Raw genomic sequence first — 21,399 nt, 5'->3', positions numbered from 1 at the left:
CGAACCACTGGGGCGCTTCGCCCGTGCCGTCGGCCACCAGGTCGCGGCACGGGCGGAGCGCCCTGTTTCGGTCACAATCGAATGAGGTCCCCATCCATGCGACTCCGGAACCGGCTGGGCTGACATGCTCGCCTACATCGTCCGACGCATCCTGCAAGCCGTCCCCGTGCTCATCGGCACCACGTTCCTCATCTACTTCATGGTCTTCTCCATGCCGGGGAACCCGCTCCTGTCGCTCTTCGGCGACAAGACGCCGAGCCCCGCACTCCTCGCCCGCCTCGAGGAGCAGTACCACCTGAACGAGCCCTTCTTCGTCCAGTACCTGTACTACCTGGGAGGCGTCGTCCGCGGCGACTTCGGCATCTCGTTCTCCGGCCAGTCCGTCAACGAGATCCTCGCCCGCACCTTCCCGGTCACCCTGACGCTGGCCATGATGGCGATCGTCATCGAGATCGTCGTCGCCCTGACCATCGGCCTCATCAGCGGTCTGCGCAAGGGCAGCTTCTTCGACGCGAGCGCCCTGGTCGTCAGCCTCCTGCTCGTGTCGGTGCCGATCTTCGTGCTCTGCTTCATCGCGCAGTCCTTCTTCGCGATCCAGCTGGGATGGTTCCCTCCGACCGTCGGAGCCGACGCGTCGTTCCAGAGGCTGCTGCTGCCCGCGATCGTGCTCGCCCTGTTCGTGGTCGCGTCGGCCATCCGCCTCACGCGCGGCTCGGTCATCGAGACGGCCGGCTCGGACTTCGTCCGCACCGCGTACAGCAAGGGGCTCTCGCGACGCCGCGTCATCCCCGTGCACGTCCTGCGCAACTCGCTCATCCCGGTCACGACGCAGTTCGGAGCCGACTTCGGCCTCCTGATCGTCGGCGCGACCGTGACCGAGGGCATCTTCAACGTTCCCGGAGTCGGGAACACGCTCTATCAGGCGATCATCCGAGGTGAGCGGCCGACCGTCGTCTCCTTCGTCACGGTCATGGTGCTGTTCTACCTCGTGGTGAACATCCTCGTCGACCTGCTCTACGCCGTACTCGACCCGAGGATCCGCTATGCCAAATGAGTCCACCGGCGGCGCGCAGAAGGCCCGCCGCATCGACCACTTCGTGGCCCCGCTCGAGGAGACGCCGATCGCGTCGGTCGACGCCGTCAGCCTCGACGAGAAGCCCAGCAACCTCTGGACCGACGCGTGGCGCGACCTGCGCAAGCGGCCCATGTTCTGGATCTCGGGCGTCCTGATCCTCGTCATCATCGCCGTCGCGCTGTTCCCGGGCCTGTTCACCTCGGTGGACCCCCGCCAGTGCGCGCTCTCGTTCAGCAACCAGGGCCCCGGCGACGGCAGCCTGCTCGGCTACACCAAGCAGGGCTGCGACGTCTTCTCGCGGATCATCCACGGCACGTCCACGTCGCTGACCGTCGGCCTCATCGTGATCGTGATCACGACGGTCTCCGGCGTCATCGGCGGCGCGCTGGCAGGCTTCTTCGGCGGCTGGGTCGACACCGTGATCATGCGCCTCGGCGACATCTTCTTCTCGATCCCCTACATCCTCGCCGCGGTCGTCATCATGTCTGTCTTCTCGGCCTACCGGAACGTGTTCGTCATCGCCCTGGCGATCGGCGCGTTCGCCTGGCCGACGACGGCGCGCGTCCTGCGCTCCGAGGTCCTCCGCGTGAAGCAGGCCGACTTCGTCGGCGCCGCCACCGCGACCGGCCTCTCCCGCATGGCGATCCTGTTCCGGCACGTGCTGCCGAACTCGATCGCCCCCGTCATCGTCGTCACGACGATCTCGCTCGGCGCGGCCATCACCGCGGAGGCGACGCTGTCGTTCCTCGGCGTCGGCCTGCCCGGCTCGGTCATGTCGTGGGGCAACGACATCAGCCAGGCCCAGCGCGATCTGCGCACCAACCCGCAGACGCTGATCTACCCGTCGATCGCCCTGACGGTCACGGTGCTGAGCTTCATCCTCCTCGGCGAGTCGCTCCGCGACGCGCTCGACCCGAAGGCGAGGGCCCTCCGATGACCGCCACGACACCGAACCCACCGCAGGGGCCGCTGCTCGAGGTCACCGACCTCGAGGTCGGCTTCCAGACCGGCAGCGGACTGGTCCCCGCCCTCCGCGGCGTGAGCCTCACGATCGAACACGGCCAGACCGTCGCGATCGTGGGGGAGTCGGGCTCCGGCAAGTCGACGACCGCCGCCGCGATCATCGGCCTGCTCCCCGGCACCGGCCAGGTCACCGCCGGCTCCGTGCTGTTCGACGGCAAGGACCTCGCGAAGGCGACGAGGACCGAGCTCGAGGACATCCGCGGCCGCCGGATCGGCTACGTCCCGCAGGACCCGATGTCGAACCTGAACCCCGTGTGGTCGGTCGGCTTCCAGGTCGAGGAGACCATCAAGGCCAACGGCCTCGCGACCGGTCGCAAGGAGGTGCGCGCCAAGGCGATCGAGGTCCTGCAGAACGCGGGCCTCGCCGACGCGGAGAAGCGCCTCAAGCAGTTCCCGCACCAGTTCTCGGGCGGCATGCGCCAGCGCGTGCTGATCGGCATCGGCCTGGCCGCGGCTCCCCAGCTGCTGATCGCCGACGAGCCCACCTCGGCGCTCGACGTCACGGTCCAGCGCCGGATCCTCGACCACCTCGAGACGCTGACGAAGACCGACGGCACCGCGCTGCTCTTCATCACGCACGACCTGGGCCTCGCCGCCGAGCGCGCCGAGAAGCTCATCGTCATGTACAAGGGCCGCATCGTCGAGTCCGGCGCCTCGGTGGAGGTGCTGCAGAACCCGCAGCACCCCTACACGCAGCGCCTGATCGCTGCGGCGCCCAGCCTCGCGTCGCGTCGCATCCAGTCGACGGCCGGTCGCGCCGTGGAGTCGGTCCCCGGCGAGTCGGAGGCCGTCCGCGAGGTCGACCTTGTCGGCACGGGCGTCGCGCACCACGCCGCCGCGGTCGCCTCGGGCGCCCCGATGATCGAGGTCGACGGCCTCACGAAGGTCTTCAAGATCCGCCGCGGCGGCCTGAAGGCCGAGGACTTCACCGCCGTCGACAACGTGTCGTTCTCGATCCCGAAGGGCACCACCACGGCGCTCGTCGGCGAGTCCGGATCGGGCAAGTCGACGATCGCCCGCCTGGTGCTGGGCCTCGAGACGGCGACGTCCGGAGCGATCTCGATCGCCGGTCGCCGGACAGAGAAGCTCAAGGGCCGCGACATGCTGGCGCTCCGGCGCTCCATGCAGCCGGTGTTCCAGGACCCGTACGGCTCGCTCGACCCGCTGCACAACATCGGCAACACCATCTCGGAGCCGCTGCGGGTGCACAAGGTCGGCGACCGGACGTCGCAGCGCGAGCGCGTCCTCGAGCTGCTCGACCAGGTGTCCCTCCCGCGCGTGATCGCGAGCCGGTACCCGAACGAGCTCTCCGGCGGCCAGCGCCAGCGCGTGGCGATCGCCCGCGCGCTCGCGCTGAAGCCGGAGATCGTGGTGCTCGACGAGGCCGTGTCGGCTCTGGACGTCCTCGTCCAGGCGCAGATCCTCCGCCTCCTCGCCGACCTGCAGGCCGAGCTCGGGCTGACCTACCTGTTCATCACGCACGACCTGGCGGTGGTCCGCGTGATCGCCGACGACGTCTGCGTGATGCAGAAGGGCAGGATCGTCGAGCACGCCCCGACGGACACCGTGTTCGACTCGCCGCAGCAGGAGTACACCCGCGAGCTGCTCGACGCCATCCCCGGCGCCGGCATCGAGTTCGCGGTCTGACCGACCGTCACCTGGGCCCCGGCCCCGCCTGGAGCGCTCCTCGGAGCCCTCCGGAGCGGGGATCCGGGGCCCTTCGCCGTGCGGACGCCTCGCTGCGGTACGATGGATGGTCCCCCTTTTGCACGAGAACACGAGACGAGTCCGTATCCATGGCAAGTGCCACCCGCTCCGACCTGCGCAACGTCGCGATCGTCGCCCACGTCGACCATGGCAAGACCACGCTGGTCGACGCCATGCTCAAGCAGACGAACTCCTTCGACGCGCACGCCCACGTGGACGAGCGCGCGATGGACTCCAACGAGCTCGAGCGCGAGAAGGGCATCACGATCCTCGCGAAGAACACCGCTGTCTCGTACAGCGGCAAGCACGCGAGCGACGGTCCCATCACCATCAACGTCATCGACACCCCGGGCCACGCCGACTTCGGCGGCGAGGTCGAGCGCGGCCTGTCGATGGTCGACGGCGTCTGCCTCCTCGTCGACGCATCCGAGGGCCCGCTGCCCCAGACCCGCTTCGTGCTGCGCAAGGCGCTCGAGGCGAAGCTCCCCGTCATCCTGCTGGTCAACAAGACCGACCGCCCCGACGCGCGCATCGACGAGGTCGTCGCCGAGAGCCAGGACCTGCTCCTCGGCCTCGCCTCCGACATGGCCGACGACGTGCCGGACCTCGACCTCGACGCGATCCTCGACGTCCCCGTGGTCTACGCCTCCGGCAAGGCCGGCCGCGCCTCGGCGAACAAGCCCGAGGACGGCACGCTGCCGGACGCCGAGGACCTGGAGCCGCTGTTCGAGGCGATCCTCAAGCACATCCCCGCGCCGACCTACGACGACGACGCGCCCCTCCAGGCCCACGTCACCAACCTCGACGCGTCGCCGTTCCTCGGCCGCCTCGCCCTCCTCCGCGTCTTCAACGGCACGATCAAGAAGGGGCAGACGGTCGCCTGGGTCCACCACGACGGCACCCACACCAACGCGCGCATCACCGAGCTGCTGATCACCAGGGCGCTCGACCGCTACCCGGCCGAGTCCGCGGGCCCCGGCGACATCGTCGCGATCGCGGGCTTCCCCGAGATCACCATCGGCGAGACCATCGCCGACCCCGAGGACATCCGCCCGCTGCCGGCCATCACGGTTGACGACCCGGCGATCTCGATGACGATCGGCACCAACACCTCGCCGCTCGTCGGCAAGGTGAAGGGCCACAAGCTCACGGCGCGGATGGTCAAGGACCGCCTCGACCGCGAGCTCATCGGAAACGTGTCGCTCAAGATCGTCGACATCGGACGCCCCGACTCCTGGGAGGTCCAGGGCCGCGGCGAGCTCGCGCTGGCCATCCTCGTCGAGCAGATGCGCCGCGAGGGCTACGAGCTGACCGTCGGCAAGCCCCAGGTGGTCACCCGCCAGGTCGACGGCAAGACGCACGAGCCCTTCGAGCACCTCACGATCGACGCTCCGGAGGAGTACCTCGGCGCGATCACGCAGCTCCTCGCCGCCCGCAAGGGCCGCATGGACGGCATGTCGAACCACGGCACCGGCTGGGTCCGCATGGAGTTCATCGTCCCGTCGCGCGGCCTGATCGGCTTCCGCACCGAGTTCCTCACCACCACGCGCGGCACCGGCATCGCGAACGCGATCCTGCACGGCTACGAGCCGTGGGCCGGCGCGATCGTCACCCGCAACAACGGGTCGATCGTCGCGGACCGCAACGGCGTCGTCACCCCGTTCGCCATCATCGCGCTCCAGGAGCGGATGACCTTCTTCGTGAACCCCACCGAGGAGGTCTACGAGGGCATGGTGATCGGCGAGAACTCGCGCAACGACGACATGGACGTCAACATCACCAAGGAGAAGAAGCTGACCAACATGCGTCAGTCCACCTCCGACACCTTCGAGTCGATGACGCCGTCGCGTCAGCTGACGCTCGAGGAGTGCCTCGAGTTCGCCCGCGAGGACGAGTGCGTCGAGGTCACCCCCGAGGTCGTCCGCATCCGCAAGGTGGAGCTCGATGCGAACGCCCGCGCGCGCATGACGAGCCGCCTCAAGAAGCAGGGCTGAGCCCCGGGCGCCTCGGCGCCCGCCCACGACGAGACCGGCCGGAGCGATGCTCCGGCCGGTCTCGTCGTCTCCGCCCCGGTGCTGCAGCGTGCAGCGCCGATCCCGTCCCTCGCGGTCCGGATCAGCCCGCCGGACTCGGAGAGGGAGAGGGGGTCGAGGACTCCGCCTCGAGCGTCGAGGTGACGAAGGAGACGAACGCCGCCGCGTCGTCCGGCTTCCCCGTGTACTGCTCGCCGTTCACCAGCACGGTCGGCGTCGACTCGAGCTTCGGAAGGGAGGAGTTCGCGAGGGGGAGCGAGGTGGCCCGCTCGGTCGCGGCCTTCACCCAGGGCCGGAACTCGCCCGCGGTCATGCAGGCGAGGACGTCGTCGTCGGTGACGCCCGCTCCGGTCACCAGCGCCCGCAGAGCGTCGTCGTCGAGGCCGGTCGTCCCCTCCGCCGGCTGCTGCGCGAAGAGCGCCGCGTTCACGGCGAGGAAGCGGTCCGGATCCTCGTCGGCGACGCACGCCGCCGCGTTCGCGGCCCGGCTGGAGTACTCGGAGCCGGCCGAGGAGGAGTCGAGGATCGCCACCGGGTGGATCTCGAGCGTGATCGCCCCCTTCGTCAGCCACGACTGCAGCTGCTCGGCGTTCGCCTTCTCGAACTGCCCGCAGTACGGGCAGAGGTAGTCGACGTAGAGGTCGACGGCGACGACTCCGCCCGCACGCGTGGCGCTCTCATCGGTCGGGACGGGGGATGCTCCCGGAGCGATCGCCGCGCTCGTCGTCGCCGTCACGGCCGAGCCGTCGCCCGCGAGGACGATGCCGTCGCTGAGCATGTTCGCCGGGCCGGCGCTCGCGACCTCCTGCTGCGACCAGACGTTCCAGCAGACCAGGGCCACGACCGCGAGGAGCCCGACGACCGCTCCGCCCTGCCCGAGCAGCCGGTTCCGGCGCCGCCGGCGCCTCTCCGCTTCGCGGCGCTCCCGCGCCTGCGCTCGGGCGAGCTCCTGGCGCTCGCGCTTGGTCAGGCCGCTTCTCGCACTGTTCCCGGACATCGCCGACGACGCTACGGGCGCAGGCTTCGGCGCGCCGTGGAGTGCGCCCGCCGGATCCTGGGACGGAGTGCGGGTCCTCTCAGGGATCAGGCGAAGAGGCCGGAGCCGAGGAAGTCGGTCTCGTCGCGAGCACCGGGCGGCACCGCGAACACGGCCGAGCCGACGTGCTTCACGTACTCGTTCAGCGCGTCCGTCGCGAGGTTCCGCTGCACGGTGACGAACTGCTCCGGGGAGCGCTGGAACGAGAGGAAGAACAGCCCGGCGTTCAGGCGTCCGAGCTCGTCGTTGCCGTCGACGAAGTTGTAGCCGCGCCGCAGGAGCCGCACTCCGTTGTTCACGCTCGGGTGCGCGAGGCGCACGTGCGACTCCTGATCGATCAGCGGGGCACCGGTGGCGCCGGCCGCTGCGAAGTCGGGCTCGGTGGACTCCGTGCCGCCCGAGAGCGGGGCTCCGGACCCCTTGCTGCGGCCGATGACCCGCTCCTGCTCGCCCAGCTGGCTGCGGTCCCACGTCTCGATGATCATCCGGATCTTCCGCGCGACCAGGTAGCTGCCGCCGACCATCCACGCGGGACCGTCGGAGGACGGGACCCAGACGTGCTCCTCGACGGCGTCGGCCTCCTCGGACTTCACGTTCGCCGTGCCGTCCTTGAAGCCGAAGAGGTTGCGCGGAGTCGCCTGGGCGGTGGACGTCGAGGAGGTGCGGCCGAAGCCGAGCTGCGACCAGCGGAGCGAAGCCCGGCCGAACGCGATCCGGCTCAGGTTGCGGATGGCGTGCACGGCGACCTGCGGATCGTCGGCGCAGGCCTGGATGCAGAGGTCGCCGCCGCCGGCCGACGGGACGAGCGCGTCGCCGCGGAAGCGGGGCAGGGCCTGCAGCTGCGGAGGCCGGCGGTCGGCGAGGCCGAAGCGGTCGGCGCCGGACTCGTCCGTGAAGAGGGTGGGTCCGAAGCCGACCGTGACGGTGAGGGACGCGGCGTCGAGCCCGAGCGCCTCCCCGGTGTCCTCCGGGGGAGCCGTGTCCGGCCCGTCCACCGCGCCGGTCTCGCCGACCTCGAGGCCCTGGGTCATCCGGGAGGCGGCGAGCGTCCAGTCCTTCAGGAGCTCGACGAGGTCCTCGCGCGTGGTGCCCGCGGCGAGGTCGAACGCGGCGAAGTGCAGCCGGTCCTGCGCGGCGGTGGTGATGCCCGCCTGGTTGGCGCCGAAGAACGGCACGGTGCGCGTGGCGGAGGAGGCCGTCGCGCTCGCGGACGATGTGACGGCGACCGTGCCGCCCACTCCGGCGGCCAGCCCGGCCGTCCCCGCCGAGACGAGGCCGAGCAGCCCGCGCCGCGAGAGGCGGCGGGGTTCGTCGGCGGGCTGCTCGGAGTCCGTCGGCCGGGCTCCCTCGTGCTGCTCGGCGTCCACTACGCGGTCGGCTCCTCGACGCCCAGCACCGTGTGGGTCAGCTGCGAGAGCGGCTCGGAGAGAGCGTTGACCGCGTCCGAGAGCTCCTTCTTCTGCTCCGCGGTGACGGTGGAGTACGCGGCGAAGCCGGAGTCGATCGAGCCGTACTGCGCGAGCATAGCGTCGAGCTCGGAGAACCGCTGCGTGATCCGTCCCGTGAGGTCGGCGCCCTCGTCGCCGCTGGCGGTCGCGATCGGCTCGACGTTGCCGAACGCCACCTCCGCGCCCTGGACGTTCGCGGCGAAGTCGGTGAGGTCGGTGCTCGACCACCAGTCCTCCTCGCCCGTGATCTTGCCGGCCGCGACCTCGTCGAGCAGGCCGATGGCGCCGTTGGAGATGTCGCCCACCGAGACGGTGAAGCCGGGCGCGTTCACGAGGTCGGCCAGGCTCTGCACGTCGTCGACGAGGCCCTGGCCGAACTGCGCGCGCTGCTCGGGGGTGGAGGGCGCCCAGTCGAGGAGCGCGCTCGTGCCGTCGGAGTTGAGCGCACCCTCCGCGGGGGCCCACAGGTCCTTCTCGATGCGGTGGAAGCCGGTCCAGTCCAGGCCCTCGGCGACCGCGTCGACCTCGCGGTAGTCGATGCGCGGGTCGAGGTCGCCGAACGCCTCCGCGGTCGGCTCGATCCGCTCGTAGAAGACGCGGGTCGACGCGAAGATTCCGCGCGCCTTCTCGTCGTCGCCGGCCTCGTAGGCCTGCGCGAACTCGGCGACCGCGGGGAGCAGCTCGCCCACCTGCGACTTCACGTACGCCACGTAGTTGGTGACCGCCGCCTCCGTCGCCGCCTTCTCGTCCGCCGACTGCGCGGTGGCCTCACCGGTCACGGTGAACTCGCTCAGCCCGACCGGGGCGCCGACCTGCTGGAACTTGCAGGCGGTGTAGTAGGTGCCCGGCTCGAGCTGAGCGACGTAGGAGACGCTCTGGCCCGGGGTCACGTTCTCCTTCTCGCCCACGATCCGCAGCTTGTCCTCGGCCAGGATCTCGAACTCGTTGACGTCCGAGCCGCCGTTGGTCAGTGAGAACGTCACCGCTCCCGCCTCGGCGGTCGCCGTCGACACCTCGCAGGCGTCGTCCCTGATCGCGACGTCGAGCGCGGCGGAGGAGGAGGACGCGGGGGTGTTCGGCACGCAGCCCGTGAGGATCAGCGCCAGGGCGCCGGCGCCGGCGAGGCCGAGGGTGACGCGGGGGAGGGTGGGACGAGCGCGCGAGGACATGCTTCTCCTGGATCGGGGCGAGTGCGCCGGCGGTGCCGGAGCGGGTCAGACGGAGGTGGGAGCGGGAGCGGCGACCGGGGCCGCGCTGCCCCGTCGCGGGCCGCGCAGGCGGACCTGGCGGACGAACAGGGCGCCGACGACGACGAGGTAGAGCAGCCAGGCGGCGAACTGCAGAGCGGTCGGCTCGGGCGTGTAGTTGAAGAGGCCGCCGACCACGGCGGTCACGGGCGGCGGGAGGATCGGGCCGAGCGAGAACAGCGGGGTGCCCCAGCCGGGCAGGAGCGACGCCTCCTGCAGGTCGCCGACGCCGTAGGAGAGGACGCCGGCCGCGACGAGGATGAGGAAGCCGCCCGTCCAGGTGAAGAAGCGCCCGAGGTCGATCCGGACGAAGCCCCGGAAGATCAGGTACGCGATGACGACCGAGCTGAGGATGCCCAGCAGCGCGCCGACCGTGCCGACCCACGCGCTGGATCCCGACCCCGCACTGCTCGAGGACACGCTCGCCCAGACGAAGAGCGCCGTCTCGATGCCCTCGCGGCCGACGCTGATGAAGCCGAGGACCACGATGCCGAGGGCCGACCCCGCGACGGCGCCGTCGAGCCGGGACTCGAGGTCGCCCTTCATGCTGCGGGCGTTCGCGCCCATCCAGAAGATCATCCAGGTGACCAGTCCGACCGCGAGGATCGAGAGGCCGCCGCCGATGAGCTCCTGGGCCTGGAACGACAGGGTCGAGGGGCCCCAGGTGAGGATCGCACCGGTGACGAGCGAGATCGCGATCGCGGCGGCGATACCGGTCCAGAGCCGCGGCAGCACGTCGCGCCGGCCGAGCTTGGTCAGGTAGGCCACGAGGATGCCGACGACGAGGCCGGCTTCGAGGCCTTCGCGGAGGCCGATGAGGTAGTTTGCGAGCACGCGTGTTCTCTTGGTCGATGGTGGACGAGGAGGGGGCGACTCCCGCCCCGAGTCGATCCGGTCGGCGGGGCTCCGTTGTTCGGTAAGCCTTGCCTAACCCGGGTCGACTGTAGTCCGCTGCCCGGTCGCTGTCCAGAAGCGCCCGCAGCGGAGGCCGCGCAGGACGAGAGGCGGAGAGTGGACGCGGGCCGGGACGCAGCAGCGGAGCGGGTGGTGGCGGTGCACGCCCACCCCGACGACGAGACGATCACCATGGGCGGGACCCTGGCGCGGCTGGTGGCGCAGGGCGCCTCCGTCACCGTCGTCACCGCCACGCGGGGCGAGTGCGGCGAGGTCATCCCCGAGGACCTCGCTCCGCTCGAGGGCTCGGCCGAGCTGGCCGCGCATCGGACGACCGAGCTCGTCGTCGCCCTGACGGCCCTCGGCGTCGCCGACCACCGCTTCCTCGGCGAGGCGGGCGCCCGCGCACCCGGCCTCGCTCCGCGCGTCTACCGGGACTCCGGCATGCAGTGGGGGCCCGGCCGCGTCCCGGTGCCGCTCGAGCCGGTGCATCCCGCGTCCTTCACCGCCGCGCCCGAGGACGAGGAGGTGGCCGATCTCGTCGCCGTCCTCCGGCAGGTCGACGCGGGCGTCGTGCTGTCCTACGACGCGGGCGGCGGCTACGGCCACCCGGACCACGTCCGCACCGCCCGGGTCGCCGAGCGCGCCGCCGAGCTGCTGGGCCTGCGCTTCCTCGCCGTCCTCCCCGACGCGGCCCCGCCCCTCCCCGGCGACGTCGTGATCGAGCTGTCCGCCGAGGACCACGCCCGCAAGCGCGCGGCCCTCGAGGCGCACGCGACGCAGCTGGCGGTCGAGGGCGACGAGGCCCGCCTCTCCAGCGGTCCGCCGTTCCCCATCGGCCGCATCGAGCGCTTCCGCCCGGTCGCGCAGGCGGGCCGTCCGGCGCCGCTGCCGGAGGAGCGTCCGACGCTGGGATCGCGCGTGCTGTCGGGCGTCGCCGGAGTCCTGGTCGGCGCGGTGGTCGGAGCGATCACGACGGTCGCTCACCAGAGCACCGTGTCGGTCGGCGGAGTCGTCCTCCCGGTCGGACTCGCCGCCTCCCTCGCCGGCGTGCTGCTGCTCCTGCTCGGGCTGCGCCTCGTGCTCATCGACCGGTTCGTCGCGTTCTGCACCGCGATGGGCCTGCTCGGGATGATCGGGCTGCTCGCCCTGCGCAGCACCGGCGGATCCGTCCTCGTCCCGGCGAACGGCCTCGGCGTGGCCTGGACCTTCCTCCCCGCCCTCATCGCCCTCGTCGTGATCGCCTGGCCGCGGCTGCGGGCGGCCGCTCCCGCCGCCGCCCCGCGGCCGGCGGACGCCGACGCCCCGTCGGCCCCCGTACGATAGAGACACTGTTCGAAGGGACCTGGAGCACCGTGACCTACGTGATCGCACTTCCGTGCGTCGATGTCAAAGACCGCGCCTGCATCGACGAGTGCCCGGTCGACTGCATCTACGAAGGCGAGCGCTCGCTCTACATCCACCCGGACGAGTGCGTGGACTGCGGTGCCTGCGAGCCGGTCTGCCCCGTCGAGGCGATCTACTACGAGGACGACCTCCCCGAGGAGTGGTCCGACTACTACAAGGCCAACGTCGAGTTCTTCGACGAGATCGGCTCCCCGGGCGGAGCCGCGAAGGTCGGCGTGATCGCGAAGGACCACCCGGTCATCGCGGCGCTGCCTCCGCAGAGCCACTGAGGCCGCTCCCATGGCCCTCGGCGCGCTGCCCGACTACCCCTGGGACCTGATGGCGCCCTTCGCCCGCACGGCGGCGGAGCACCCCGGCGGGATCGTCGACCTGTCGATCGGCTCGCCGGTGGACCCGACGCCCGCCCCGATCCGCGACGCGCTCGCCCGTGCGACGGATTCGCACGCGTACCCCACGACCGTGGGTACCCCCGCTCTGCGCGAGGCGATCGCCGCCTGGTACGCGCGGCGGCGCGGAGTCGAGGGACTCGGGATCGACGAGGTCCTGCCGACGATCGGCTCCAAGGAGCTCGTCGCCTGGCTGCCCTTCCTCCTCGGACTCGGGGAGGGGGACGTGGTCGTGCATCCGCGCGCCGCCTACCCGACGTACGCGATGGGCGCGGCGATCGCCGGCGCTGAGGCGCTCGCCTCCGACGACCCGACCGAGTGGCCCGCGACGACCCGCCTGGTCTGGCTCAACTCTCCCGGCAACCCCGATGGCGCCGTGCTCGACGTGCCCGCCCTGCAGCGCGCCGTCGCGCGTGCCCGTGAGCTGGGCGCTGCGATCGCGGGGGACGAGTGCTACGCCGAGCTCGGCTGGGACGGCCGCTGGGCCGACGAGCCGATCCCGAGCGTCCTCGACCCGCGCGTGGTGGGGGAGGACCGCACCGGGGTCCTCGGCGTCTACTCGCTGAGCAAGCAGTCGAACCTCGCCGGCTACCGCGCCGCCTTCGTCGCCGGGGACGCGGCCCTGATCGCGCGCCTGGTGACCGTCCGCAAGCACGCGGGCATGATCGTGCCCGGTCCGCTGCAGGAGGCGATGATCGTCGCCCTCGCCGACGACGAGCACGTCGCCGCGCAGAAGGAGCGCTACCGCTCCCGCCGCGACCGCCTCCGGCCCGCCCTCGAGTCCGCGGGCTTCCGGATCGACCGCAGCGAGGCCGGCCTCTACCTGTGGGCGACCGAGGGCCGCCCGGCCTGGGAGTCCATCGACCGGCTCGCCCGCCTCGGCGTCCTCGCGGGCCCCGGCGTCTTCTACGGGGAGGGCTTCCCCGAGCACGTGCGCCTCTCGCTGACGGCCTCCGACGAGCGGATCGACGCGGCCGTCGAGCGCCTGTCCGGCGGCCTCTGAGGCGCTCGACCCGGCCGATCCTGGCGGGTTCCGACAAGGCCCCGACCCCAGCGCTGGGCGATGTCACAGTGCCCCCGCTTTGCCCATAGGCTGTATGTGGTTCGGTCGACGGCGCCTCGCGAGGCCCCGGCTGCACCACGATCCAGACCCGGCGCCGCCCGCTCCGCGCGAGCGCTTCCGGGGTGCGACCGCGACGACCTGGGAGGCGTTGTGACCGAATCCGGCACGCAGAGCGACGGAACCGCGACGGTGGGCTCCACGGAGCCCGCGACCGGGAGCGCCACGACGCCGCCTCCCGCGCCGGCGGAGCAGGAGCTCCCCGAGAAGGTCACGCTCACCTTCGGCGACCGCACCGCGGACTTCCCGGTCCTGCGCAGCGTCGACGGCTCCTCGAGCATCGACTTCTCGACCCTGTCGAAGCAGACCGGCTTCATGTCGCTCGACTACGGCTTCGTGAACACGGCGGCGACCAAGTCGCAGATCACCTACATCGACGGCGACCAGGGGATCCTCCGCTACCGCGGCTACCCGATCGAGGAGGTGGCCACCAACGCGACCTACCTCGAGGTGGCCTGGCTCCTCATCTACGGCGAGCTGCCGACGGCCGACGAGCTCGCGGGCTTCGACGAGCGCATCCGCCGCCACACGCTCCTCCACGAGGACCTCAAGCGCTTCTTCGACGCGCTCCCGCACAGCGCGCACCCCATGTCGGTGCTCTCGGCCGGAGTGTCGGCCCTGTCGACGTACTACGAGGACAGCTCCAACCCGAAGGATCCGGAGGCGGTGGAGCTCACCACGATCCGCCTCCTGGCGAAGCTGCCCGTGATGGCGGCGTACGCCCACAAGAAGGCGATCGGCCAGGCGTTCCTCTACCCGGACAACTCGCTGAGCTTCGTCGACAACTTCCTCCGCCTCAACTTCGGCACGATGGCCGAGCAGTACCAGGTCGACCCGGTGCTCTCGAAGGCGCTCGACCGCCTCCTGATCCTCCACGAGGACCACGAGCAGAACGCGTCGACATCGACCGTCCGCCTCGTCGGCTCGACCGAGGCGAACCTCTACGCCTCGGTGTCTGCCGGCATCAACGCCCTGTTCGGCCCTCTGCACGGCGGAGCGAACGAGGCGGTGCTCACCATGCTCGGCCGGATCCGCGAGTCGGGCGAGAGCGTGTCGACGTTCGTCGAGCGGGTGAAGAACAAGGAGGAGGGCGTGCGCCTGATGGGCTTCGGCCACCGGGTGTACAAGAACTACGACCCGCGCGCGAAGCTGGTCAAGGAGAGCGCCTCCGAGGTCCTGCAGGCCCTCGGCGTGAAGGACCCGCTGCTCGACATCGCGATGGAGCTCGAGGCCCTCGCGCTCGAGGACGACTACTTCAAGGAGCGGCGCCTCTACCCGAACGTCGACTTCTACACGGGCGTCATCTACAAGGCGATGGGCTTCCCGACCCGGATGTTCACCGTCCTCTTCGCGATCGGCCGCCTGCCCGGCTGGATCGCCCACTGGCGCGAGATGAACACCGACAAGCAGACCAAGATCGGCCGCCCGCAGCAGCTCTACATGGGCGCGCCCGAGCGCCACTGGCCGACCGACCGCTGACCGGTCCCCGAGAGCCCGTCCCCGCCGGGGGCGGGCTCTCGCCGTGCGGCGCACCCGCCTCTCGTCGGCCGTCCGAGGCTCGAACCGCTTCTTCGAGGCGGGACGCAGAGCGGCGTGGTCGCCGCGGACTCGATCAGCTCGGATCGTTCCGGGGCGCCGCCTGCGGGACCAGCGGCGCCGGACGCCCGCCCTCAGGCGTGCAGGGCGGCGTTCAGCTCGATGCCGGCGCCGGTGCGGGGGAGGACCTCGACGGCCCCGGTGAGGGAGTTGCGGCGGAAGAGAAGGTTCGGCACGCCCGAGAGCTGCACGGCCTTCACGGTCTGCGGGGCGCCGTCGGCGCGCGGCGCTCCGCCGACCACGACGACCTTGGTGCCGGCGGTCACGTAGAGGCCGGCCTCGACGACGGTGTCGTCGCCGAGGGAGATGCCGATGCCCGAGTTCGCACCCAGCAGCGCCCGCGCGCCGATCGAGACGCGCTGCACTCCTCCGCCCGAGAGGGTGCCCATGATGGACGCGCCGCCGCCGATGTCCGAGCCGTCGCCGACCACGACGCCCTGCGAGATGCGCCCCTCGACCATCGAGCTGCCGAGGGTCCCGGCGTTGAAGTTGACGAAGCCCTCGTGCATCACCGTCGTGCCGGGTGCCAGGTGCGCGCCGAGGCGGACGCGCGAGGTGTCCGCGATGCGCACCTTGGCGGGGGTGACGTAGTCGGTCAGCCGCGGGAACTTGTCGATCCCGGTGGCCTGGATGCCGTGGCGCCGGAGCGAGGGGCGCAGGCGGGTGAACGACTCCGGCGAGACCGGACCGGCGTTCGTCCACACCACGTTCGGCAGGTGGGCGAAGACGCCGTCGAGGTTCACCTCGTTCGGGCGGACCAGGAGGTGCGAGAGCAGGTGCAGCCGCAGGTAGGCGTCGGACGTGGAGGCGGGCGGCGCCTGCACGTCGATCTGCAGCGTGACCACGTCGATGCGGACCTCGCGGCGCGGATCCTCGCCGGCCTGCTCCTCGAACTCCGCCGGCACGATCCAGGGGTCGCGGCCGGCCGGGATGGTGCCGAGGCGCGGCTCCGGGAACCAGGTGTCGAGGACGGTGCCGTCGGCGGCCACGGTGGCGAGCCCGTATCCCCAGGCGGAGGCGGGCGCGGAGGAGTCTGCGGAGTGCTCGAGGGTCATGCCGATCAGGGTAGCGCGGAGCGTCCGGCCGCTACCCTGGGGCGCATGGCCGATCCGACCACCGCCCCTCCGCTCGATCTGCGCACCGATCCGGTCGCCCTGACGCGGATCCTCTGCGACATCCCGTCCGTCTCGGGCGACGAGCTCGAGATCGCGGACGCGGTGCAGTGGGCGCTCGAGCAGTACGACCACCTCGAGGTCATCCGCGACGGCCACACCGTCGTGGCGCGGACGAACCTCGGCCTCGCCCAGCGCGTCGTGATCGCCGGGCACCTCGACACGGTGCCGGTCAACGGCAACCTGCCCGTCGTCGCCGAGACGATCGACGGCGTCGAGCACCTGGTCGGCCGCGGGACCGTCGACATGAAGGCTGGAGTGGCGGTGCAGCTCGTCCTCGCCGCCGAGCTCTCCGATCCGGCCGTCGACATCACCTGGATGTGGTACGACAACGAGGAGGTCGCAGCGGACCTCAACGGCCTCGGCCGTCTCTCCCGGCACCGCCCCGACCTCTTCTCCGCCGACTTCGCCGTGCTCGGCGAGCCGACGAGCGGAGCAGTGGAGGGCGGCTGCAACGGGACGCTCCGGGTCGACGTGGTCACCCGCGGCGTCCGCGCCCACTCCGCCCGCAGCTGGGTCGGCGAGAACGCGATCCACGCGGCCGCGCCGATCCTCGACCGCCTCGCCGCCTACGTGCCGCGCGAGGTCGAGGTCGACGGCCTCGTGTACCGCGAGGGCGTCAACGCCGTGCGCGTCACCGGCGGGGTCGCGGGCAACGTGATCCCGGACCTCTGCACGGTGCAGGTCAACTACCGCTTCGCCCCCGACCGGTCCGGGGAGGAGGCGCTCGCCCACCTCGAGGAGCTCTTCGAGGGGTTCGAGGTGACGGTGGACGATCTGGCCGAGGGCGCCCGCCCGGGGCTGGACGCACCTCTGGCCCAGGCCTTCCTCGCGGCCGTCGGAGCCGAGGCGAAGCCCAAGTACGGCTGGACCGACGTCGCGCGGTTCTCCGCCATGGGCATCCCGGCTGTCAACTACGGACCGGGCGACCCGCTCCGGGCCCACGCCGACGACGAGCGCGTGGCGGTGCACGAGATCACCGAGTGCACGGAGGGCCTCCGCCGCTGGCTGACCGCGTCCTCGTGAGCGCGACCGCCACGGCCGTCCCCGTCCGCCTCCGCCTGCGCCTGGTCCCGTGGTGGGCGCGCGTCCTCCTGGTGTTCATCGCGACCCGCGTGGTCACGACCGTGATCCTGCTTCAGTTCGCTGCGCACCAGCTCGCGAACCCGTGGACCGGCCCCTCCCCGTCCTACTCGGCCTTCGCGTCGATGTGGGACGGCCGCTGGTACGAGATCATCGCGGCCACCGGGTACCCCGGCTTCCTGCCGATCACGCAGGACGGCCACGTGGGGGAGAACGCCTGGGCCTTCATGCCGCTCTACCCGGGGGTCGTGAAGGCGCTGATGGCGGTCACCGGCCTCACCTGGGCTCCGGCCGCCGTGACCGTCTCCGTCCTGTGCGGAGCCGGAGCCTGCCTCGTCCTGTACCGCCTCTTCCGGCACTCCCTCGGCGAGTCGCAGTCGCTGACGGCGGTGCTGCTGTTCTGCGTGGCGCCGACCTCGCCGCTGATGCAGCTCGCCTACGCGGAGTCGATGGCGATGCTCCTGACCGCGGTCACGCTCCTCCTCCTGGTGCGGCGCCGCTGGCTCGCGGTCGTGCCCGTCGTGCTGCTGCTGGGCCTGACCCGGCCGAGCGGGCTCGCCTTCGCCGCCGCGCTCGGCCTCTACGTCGTCTACCGGTTCGTCCGGCGCCGCACGGAGCCGTTCCCGCGGTCGGAGTGGCTGCCGGCCGTGGGCTTGACGGCGTGGGGGCTCGTGGTCGGCTTCCTCTGGCCCGCCGTGGCGTGGGCCGTCACCGGGTCGATGACCGCGTACACCGACACCGAGCTGGCGTGGCGTGCGGTCTACATCGGCTACCAGGAGCTGCTCCCGTTGACCCCGTGGTTCCAGGGCGGCGCCTGGTGGGGCTCGTGGTGGTTCGGGGCCCCGGCCGTCGGCGTCGTGCTGGTGGTGCTCCTCCTGGCGGCGTTCGTCGGGATCCTCGCCGCACCGTGGACACGGCGGCTCGATCTCTTCAGCCGGGCCTGGGTCGCCGGGTACGGCGTCTACCTGCTGGCGTTCTTCTTCCCGCAGTCGAGCACCTTCCGGCTGCTGGGCCCGATGTTCCCGCTCGTCGGAGCGCTGGCGGTGCCGCGCTCGCCGGTCTTCCGGGTCGCGCTGGTCCTGCTCGGGATCGGCGGCCAGATCGTCTGGATCTCGATCTGCTGGGCCGTCGCCGGATCGGACTGGACCCCGCCGTGATCGTGGTGCGCGCCCGCCCGGCGCGGTGCTCCTCCGGGGACTCCCGACTCCCGCACGGGTATGCTCGTCGGAATGTCTCCCCTCACGCCAGCCGGTGAGCCGCGACACGCGTCGCCCCTCCTCCGGCCGACCCGCCGGCGAGCCGCGGCGACACCCGCCCGCTCCCCGCTGACGACCGCCTCCTCGACGGACCACGGGCCGCTCGCGTGAGCGCCACCGCGATCGCGCCGGAGACGGAGGACGCCTCTCCGTCCCGCTCCCGCTGGGGTCTGCTCCGGAGGATCCCGTGGTGGATCCAGGTGCTCCTGGTCTTCGCCGTGTCCCGGGTCGTCACGACCGTGATCATGCTCCGTGTCGGCGCCGTGCGTCAGGGCGTCGAGTGGACGGGACTCCGCGACACCTACGTCCGGTTCGCGACGACGTGGGACGGCGGCTGGTACGAGCGGATCGGGATGACGGGGTACCCGTCGGTCCTGCCGCTCTCGCCGTCCGGAGCCGTGGAGCAGAACCCCTGGGCGTTCATGCCCGTCTACCCGTTCACCGTCCGCGGCCTGATGAACATCACCGGGCTCGACTGGGCGAACGCGGCGGTGCTCGTCGCCCTGGTCTGCAGTGCAGCGGCGTGCCTGGTGATCTACCGGCTGTTCCGCGTCTCGCTCAGCGAGGGCCAGGCGCTGATGGGGATCGTCTTCTTCTGCGTCGCTCCGACGTCCCCGATCCTGCAGATCGGCTACGCGGAGTCCGGCGGCATCCTCCTGACGGCCGTGCTGCTCCTCCTTCTGGTGCGCCGCAAGTGGATCTGGACGTTCCCCGTCGTGCTGGTCGTGGGGCTCCTGCGCCCGAGCGGCCTCGCGATCGCGGCGATGACGGGCCTCTACTTCCTCTACCGCGTCTGGCGCCACGTGCGCGGCACCGAGCCGTTCGCCCGCCGGGAGTTCGCCTTCACGGTCTCGCTCACGGTCTGGTCCCTCGCGGTGGGCTTCGCCTGGCTGCTCATCGCCTGGGCGGTCACCGGCTCCTTCACCGCCTACACCGACACTGAGCTCGCCTGGCGCAGCGTCTTCATCGGCGAGGGCGAGCTCATCCCCTTCACCTCCTGGTTCGCCGGCGGGGGCTGGTGGGGAGGCCTCTGGTTCGGCTCGCCGATCACGGGCATGGGCATCACCGTCGTGGTGGTGCTCGGATTCCTGGCGATCCTGTTCTCGCGGGCCACGCGCAGCCTCGACGTCTTCTCGCGGCTCTGGGTCGGCGGCTACGCGATCTACCTCTTCGCGTTCTTCTACCCGCAGTCGAGCACGTTCCGCATCCTGATGCCGATGTTCCCGCTGGCCGGGGCGCTCGCGGTGCCGCGGTCGACCCTCCTGAGGGTGTTCGTGGTGGCCGCATCGATCGTCGGGCAGATCGTCTGGGTGCTGCTGTGCTGGGTGTTCACCCCCGGCGACTGGTCCCCGCCGTGATCGGCTGACGCCCGACTTCCGGGCGCGGTTCGGAACACCTCCGCGGATGCACGATAATAGGGGGATACGTCACGAAAGGGGAACTCTATGGCGGCCATGAAGCCGAGGACCGGAGACGGACCGATGGAGGCTGTTAAGGAGGGCCGACTCATCGTCGTGCGCGTTCCGCTCGAAGGAGGCGGACGCCTCGTCGTCTCGGTCAACGATGCAGAGGCGAAAGAGCTGCACGACGCGCTCGCGTCGGTGGTGTCTCCCGCCTGATCCGCACCGTCGTGAACGCCCGTCGCACACCGTGCGGCGGGCGTTCCGTCTGTCCGCGGTCGGCCGCGCTCGTCAGGCGCGGCGCTTGTTGGCCTGCAGCAGGCCGTCGCCGATCGGCGAGAGCACGCTGACCACGGCGGGGGAGGCGCAGACCTCGGCCACCAGCGTGCGGAACGCCGTCGCGATCTCGTCGCGCTGCGCGGGGTTGGCCACGCGTCCGCGCCAGAGCGCGTGGGGGACGAGGACCGTCCCGCCCGGACGGACGAGCCGCAGCGCGTGCTCGACGTTCTCGATGACCTGCAGCGGATCGCCGTCGACGAAGACGATGTCGTAGGAGTTCTCGTTCATGCGGGGCAGCACCTCGAGGGCGCGGCCCGGGATGAGCCGGAGCCGGTTGGGCGAGATGCCCGCCTCGTGGAACTGGGCGCGCGCGTGCTGCTGGTGCACCGCCTCGGAGTCGATCGAGGTGAGCATGGCCTCGGGGGCGCCGTCGAGCAGCCACAGGCCGCTCACTCCGGTGCCGGTGCCGATCTCGATGATGGAGGTCGCGCGCGCCGCGGCGGCGACCAGCGCGGCCTGCGCGCCGATCGAGGGGGAGACGGCGTCGATGCCCAGCTCGACCGAGAGCCGGCGGGCCGAGGCGATGGCCTCCGACTCGACGACCGCGTCCTCGGCGTACTTCCAGTTGGCATCCTTGTCGGACACGGGGGCGCTCCTCTGATCGGTGCACCGGGCGGATCGCGCCCGGGCATCGTCAGGGTACGGTGGCGCGCGGGCTCCGCGAGGGAGGCGCGGCGGGTTAGTGTTGTCCTCGTGTTCGGTCTGACGTTCGACAAGCTCCTCATCATCGGGGTCATCGCCGTCTTCGTGCTGGGTCCCGACCGCCTCCCGCACTACGCCGCCCAGCTCGGGCAGCTCGTGCGCAAGGTGCGCGGATTCGCCACGCAGGCCCGGGAGCGCGTCAAGGACGAGATGGGCGACGAGTTCAACGACGTCGACTGGAAGAAGCTCGACCCGCGCCAGTACGACCCCCGCCGCATCATCCGCGACGCCCTGCTCGAGGACGATCCGGCCCCCACCGTGAAACCGCCCACCGCTGTCGCCGCTCCGGTAGTGCCGGGCGGCACCGGCTCCGCGCAGGACAGCTACTACACGACGATGCAGCGCTCCGTCTCCTCCGGCACGCTCTCGAGCGTCGCGCCGCCGCCGATCGACTCCGAGGCCACCTGAGCCCTGCTCCGCAGGAGCGCCGGGCGGGCGTCTCGACCGACGCCGCCCGCACGAAGCCGCGCGGAGG

General features: G+C 71.5%; 19 protein-coding genes. 13 read left to right on the top strand and 6 right to left on the bottom strand.

The window, feature by feature from the left end:
- Positions 1 to 124 precede the first annotated feature (124 nt).
- The 4 genes from C5C49_RS02290 (at position 125) to typA (ending at position 5,799) form a co-directional block, all read left to right on the top strand.
- The gene (locus C5C49_RS02290; protein ID WP_104222975.1) at positions 125 to 1,054 is read left to right on the top strand and encodes an ABC transporter permease; all 930 of its coding nucleotides are present in this window, start codon (positions 125 to 127) and stop codon (positions 1,052 to 1,054) included.
- The gene (locus C5C49_RS02285) at positions 1,044 to 2,012 is read left to right on the top strand and encodes an ABC transporter permease (RefSeq protein WP_104222976.1); all 969 of its coding nucleotides are present in this window, start codon (positions 1,044 to 1,046) and stop codon (positions 2,010 to 2,012) included. The genes C5C49_RS02290 and C5C49_RS02285 overlap by 11 nt, the downstream gene beginning before the upstream one ends.
- Complete coding sequence (locus C5C49_RS02280) at positions 2,009 to 3,745, top strand: ABC transporter ATP-binding protein (RefSeq protein ID WP_104345325.1); 1,737 nt, start codon at positions 2,009 to 2,011, stop codon at positions 3,743 to 3,745. Before C5C49_RS02285 ends, C5C49_RS02280 begins: the two co-directional genes overlap by 4 nt.
- A gap of 149 nt (positions 3,746 to 3,894) precedes the next feature.
- On the top strand, positions 3,895 to 5,799 hold the full coding sequence (gene typA, locus C5C49_RS02275; protein ID WP_104225544.1) for a translational GTPase TypA: 1,905 nt from the start codon (positions 3,895 to 3,897) through the stop codon (positions 5,797 to 5,799).
- Between the two features lie 121 nt (positions 5,800 to 5,920).
- On the opposite strand, the gene C5C49_RS02270 is transcribed toward typA, so the two are convergent.
- The 4 genes from C5C49_RS02270 to efeU all read right to left on the bottom strand — a co-directional run bounded on the left by C5C49_RS02270 (position 5,921) and on the right by efeU (position 10,403).
- On the bottom strand, positions 5,921 to 6,835 hold the full coding sequence (locus C5C49_RS02270; protein WP_104345324.1) for a thioredoxin domain-containing protein: 915 nt from the start codon (positions 6,833 to 6,835) through the stop codon (positions 5,921 to 5,923).
- 86 nt (positions 6,836 to 6,921) lie between these two features.
- Positions 6,922 to 8,241 carry an iron uptake transporter deferrochelatase/peroxidase subunit gene (efeB, locus tag C5C49_RS02265; RefSeq protein WP_104345323.1) on the bottom strand — a complete coding sequence of 440 codons (1,320 nt, stop codon included), beginning with the start codon at positions 8,239 to 8,241 and terminating at the stop codon, positions 6,922 to 6,924.
- On the bottom strand, positions 8,241 to 9,491 hold the full coding sequence (gene efeO / locus C5C49_RS02260; protein ID WP_104345322.1) for an iron uptake system protein EfeO: 1,251 nt from the start codon (positions 9,489 to 9,491) through the stop codon (positions 8,241 to 8,243). Before efeO ends, efeB begins: the two co-directional genes overlap by 1 nt.
- Before the next feature lie 45 nt (positions 9,492 to 9,536).
- Positions 9,537 to 10,403, bottom strand: coding sequence for an iron uptake transporter permease EfeU (gene efeU, locus C5C49_RS02255; RefSeq protein WP_104222982.1), 867 nt, complete (start codon positions 10,401 to 10,403; stop codon positions 9,537 to 9,539).
- A 177-nt stretch (positions 10,404 to 10,580) separates the two neighbouring features.
- On the opposite strand from efeU, the gene C5C49_RS02250 reads away from it, so the two are divergent.
- The 4 genes from C5C49_RS02250 to C5C49_RS02235 all read left to right on the top strand — a co-directional run bounded on the left by C5C49_RS02250 (position 10,581) and on the right by C5C49_RS02235 (position 14,855).
- On the top strand, positions 10,581 to 11,789 hold the full coding sequence (locus C5C49_RS02250; protein WP_146084820.1) for a PIG-L family deacetylase: 1,209 nt from the start codon (positions 10,581 to 10,583) through the stop codon (positions 11,787 to 11,789).
- Positions 11,790 to 11,818: 29 nt separating this feature from the next.
- Complete coding sequence (fdxA, locus tag C5C49_RS02245) at positions 11,819 to 12,139, top strand: ferredoxin (RefSeq protein ID WP_104222984.1); 321 nt, start codon at positions 11,819 to 11,821, stop codon at positions 12,137 to 12,139.
- Positions 12,140 to 12,149: 10 nt separating this feature from the next.
- A complete protein-coding gene (gene dapC / locus C5C49_RS02240) occupies positions 12,150 to 13,259 on the top strand; it encodes a succinyldiaminopimelate transaminase (RefSeq protein ID WP_104345320.1) in 1,110 nt (369 codons plus the stop codon).
- 210 nt (positions 13,260 to 13,469) lie between these two features.
- Complete coding sequence (locus C5C49_RS02235; protein ID WP_244229452.1) at positions 13,470 to 14,855, top strand: citrate synthase; 1,386 nt, start codon at positions 13,470 to 13,472, stop codon at positions 14,853 to 14,855.
- 191 nt (positions 14,856 to 15,046) lie between these two features.
- On the opposite strand, the gene dapD is transcribed toward C5C49_RS02235, so the two are convergent.
- Positions 15,047 to 16,027: a 2,3,4,5-tetrahydropyridine-2,6-dicarboxylate N-succinyltransferase gene (gene dapD / locus C5C49_RS02230; protein ID WP_104232738.1), complete on the bottom strand. Its 981-nt coding sequence runs from the start codon at positions 16,025 to 16,027 to the stop codon at positions 15,047 to 15,049.
- Between the two features lie 45 nt (positions 16,028 to 16,072).
- Here dapD and dapE point away from each other — a divergent pair, with 45 nt between their 5' ends.
- From dapE to C5C49_RS02210, 4 genes are all read left to right on the top strand, one after another.
- On the top strand, positions 16,073 to 17,170 hold the full coding sequence (gene dapE / locus C5C49_RS02225; RefSeq protein ID WP_104345319.1) for a succinyl-diaminopimelate desuccinylase: 1,098 nt from the start codon (positions 16,073 to 16,075) through the stop codon (positions 17,168 to 17,170).
- The gene (locus C5C49_RS02220; RefSeq protein ID WP_258068353.1) at positions 17,167 to 18,384 is read left to right on the top strand and encodes a hypothetical protein; all 1,218 of its coding nucleotides are present in this window, start codon (positions 17,167 to 17,169) and stop codon (positions 18,382 to 18,384) included. The genes dapE and C5C49_RS02220 overlap by 4 nt, the downstream gene beginning before the upstream one ends.
- Positions 18,385 to 18,590: 206 nt before the next feature.
- Entirely contained in the window at positions 18,591 to 19,841 is a 1,251-nt protein-coding gene (locus C5C49_RS02215; RefSeq protein WP_104222988.1) for a hypothetical protein, read from the top strand.
- Positions 19,842 to 19,928: 87 nt separating this feature from the next.
- Positions 19,929 to 20,102 carry a DUF3117 domain-containing protein gene (locus C5C49_RS02210; protein ID WP_068208299.1) on the top strand — a complete coding sequence of 58 codons (174 nt, stop codon included), beginning with the start codon at positions 19,929 to 19,931 and terminating at the stop codon, positions 20,100 to 20,102.
- A 72-nt stretch (positions 20,103 to 20,174) separates the two neighbouring features.
- Here C5C49_RS02210 and C5C49_RS02205 read toward each other — a convergent pair whose 3' ends face one another.
- Positions 20,175 to 20,807 carry an O-methyltransferase gene (locus C5C49_RS02205; protein WP_104222989.1) on the bottom strand — a complete coding sequence of 211 codons (633 nt, stop codon included), beginning with the start codon at positions 20,805 to 20,807 and terminating at the stop codon, positions 20,175 to 20,177.
- A gap of 108 nt (positions 20,808 to 20,915) precedes the next feature.
- Here C5C49_RS02205 and C5C49_RS02200 point away from each other — a divergent pair, with 108 nt between their 5' ends.
- Positions 20,916 to 21,332, top strand: a complete 417-nt coding sequence (locus C5C49_RS02200; RefSeq protein ID WP_146076468.1) for a twin-arginine translocase TatA/TatE family subunit — start codon at positions 20,916 to 20,918, stop codon at positions 21,330 to 21,332.
- The last annotated feature ends 67 nt before the right edge of the window (positions 21,333 to 21,399 follow it).

Origin of the sequence: Rathayibacter sp. AY1E2 (assembly GCF_002932325.1) — a bacterium.
Lineage (GTDB): Bacteria > Actinomycetota > Actinomycetes > Actinomycetales > Microbacteriaceae > Rathayibacter.
This window is presented reverse-complemented; position numbering and strand designations above follow the sequence as displayed.

Coding starts and splice junctions, on each gene's coding strand:
- C5C49_RS02290 (WP_104222975.1), top strand. CDS start 125: ATGCTCGCCTACATCGTCCGACGCATCCTGCAAGCCGTCCCCGTGCTC.
- C5C49_RS02285 (WP_104222976.1), top strand. CDS start 1,044: ATGCCAAATGAGTCCACCGGCGGCGCGCAGAAGGCCCGCCGCATCGAC.
- C5C49_RS02280 (WP_104345325.1), top strand. CDS start 2,009: ATGACCGCCACGACACCGAACCCACCGCAGGGGCCGCTGCTCGAGGTC.
- typA (WP_104225544.1), top strand. CDS start 3,895: ATGGCAAGTGCCACCCGCTCCGACCTGCGCAACGTCGCGATCGTCGCC.
- C5C49_RS02270 (WP_104345324.1), bottom strand. CDS start 6,835: ATGTCCGGGAACAGTGCGAGAAGCGGCCTGACCAAGCGCGAGCGCCAG.
- efeO (WP_104345322.1), bottom strand. CDS start 9,491: ATGTCCTCGCGCGCTCGTCCCACCCTCCCCCGCGTCACCCTCGGCCTC.
- dapC (WP_104345320.1), top strand. CDS start 12,150: ATGGCCCTCGGCGCGCTGCCCGACTACCCCTGGGACCTGATGGCGCCC.
- dapD (WP_104232738.1), bottom strand. CDS start 16,027: ATGACCCTCGAGCACTCCGCAGACTCCTCCGCGCCCGCCTCCGCCTGG.
- dapE (WP_104345319.1), top strand. CDS start 16,073: ATGGCCGATCCGACCACCGCCCCTCCGCTCGATCTGCGCACCGATCCG.
- C5C49_RS02210 (WP_068208299.1), top strand. CDS start 19,929: ATGGCGGCCATGAAGCCGAGGACCGGAGACGGACCGATGGAGGCTGTT.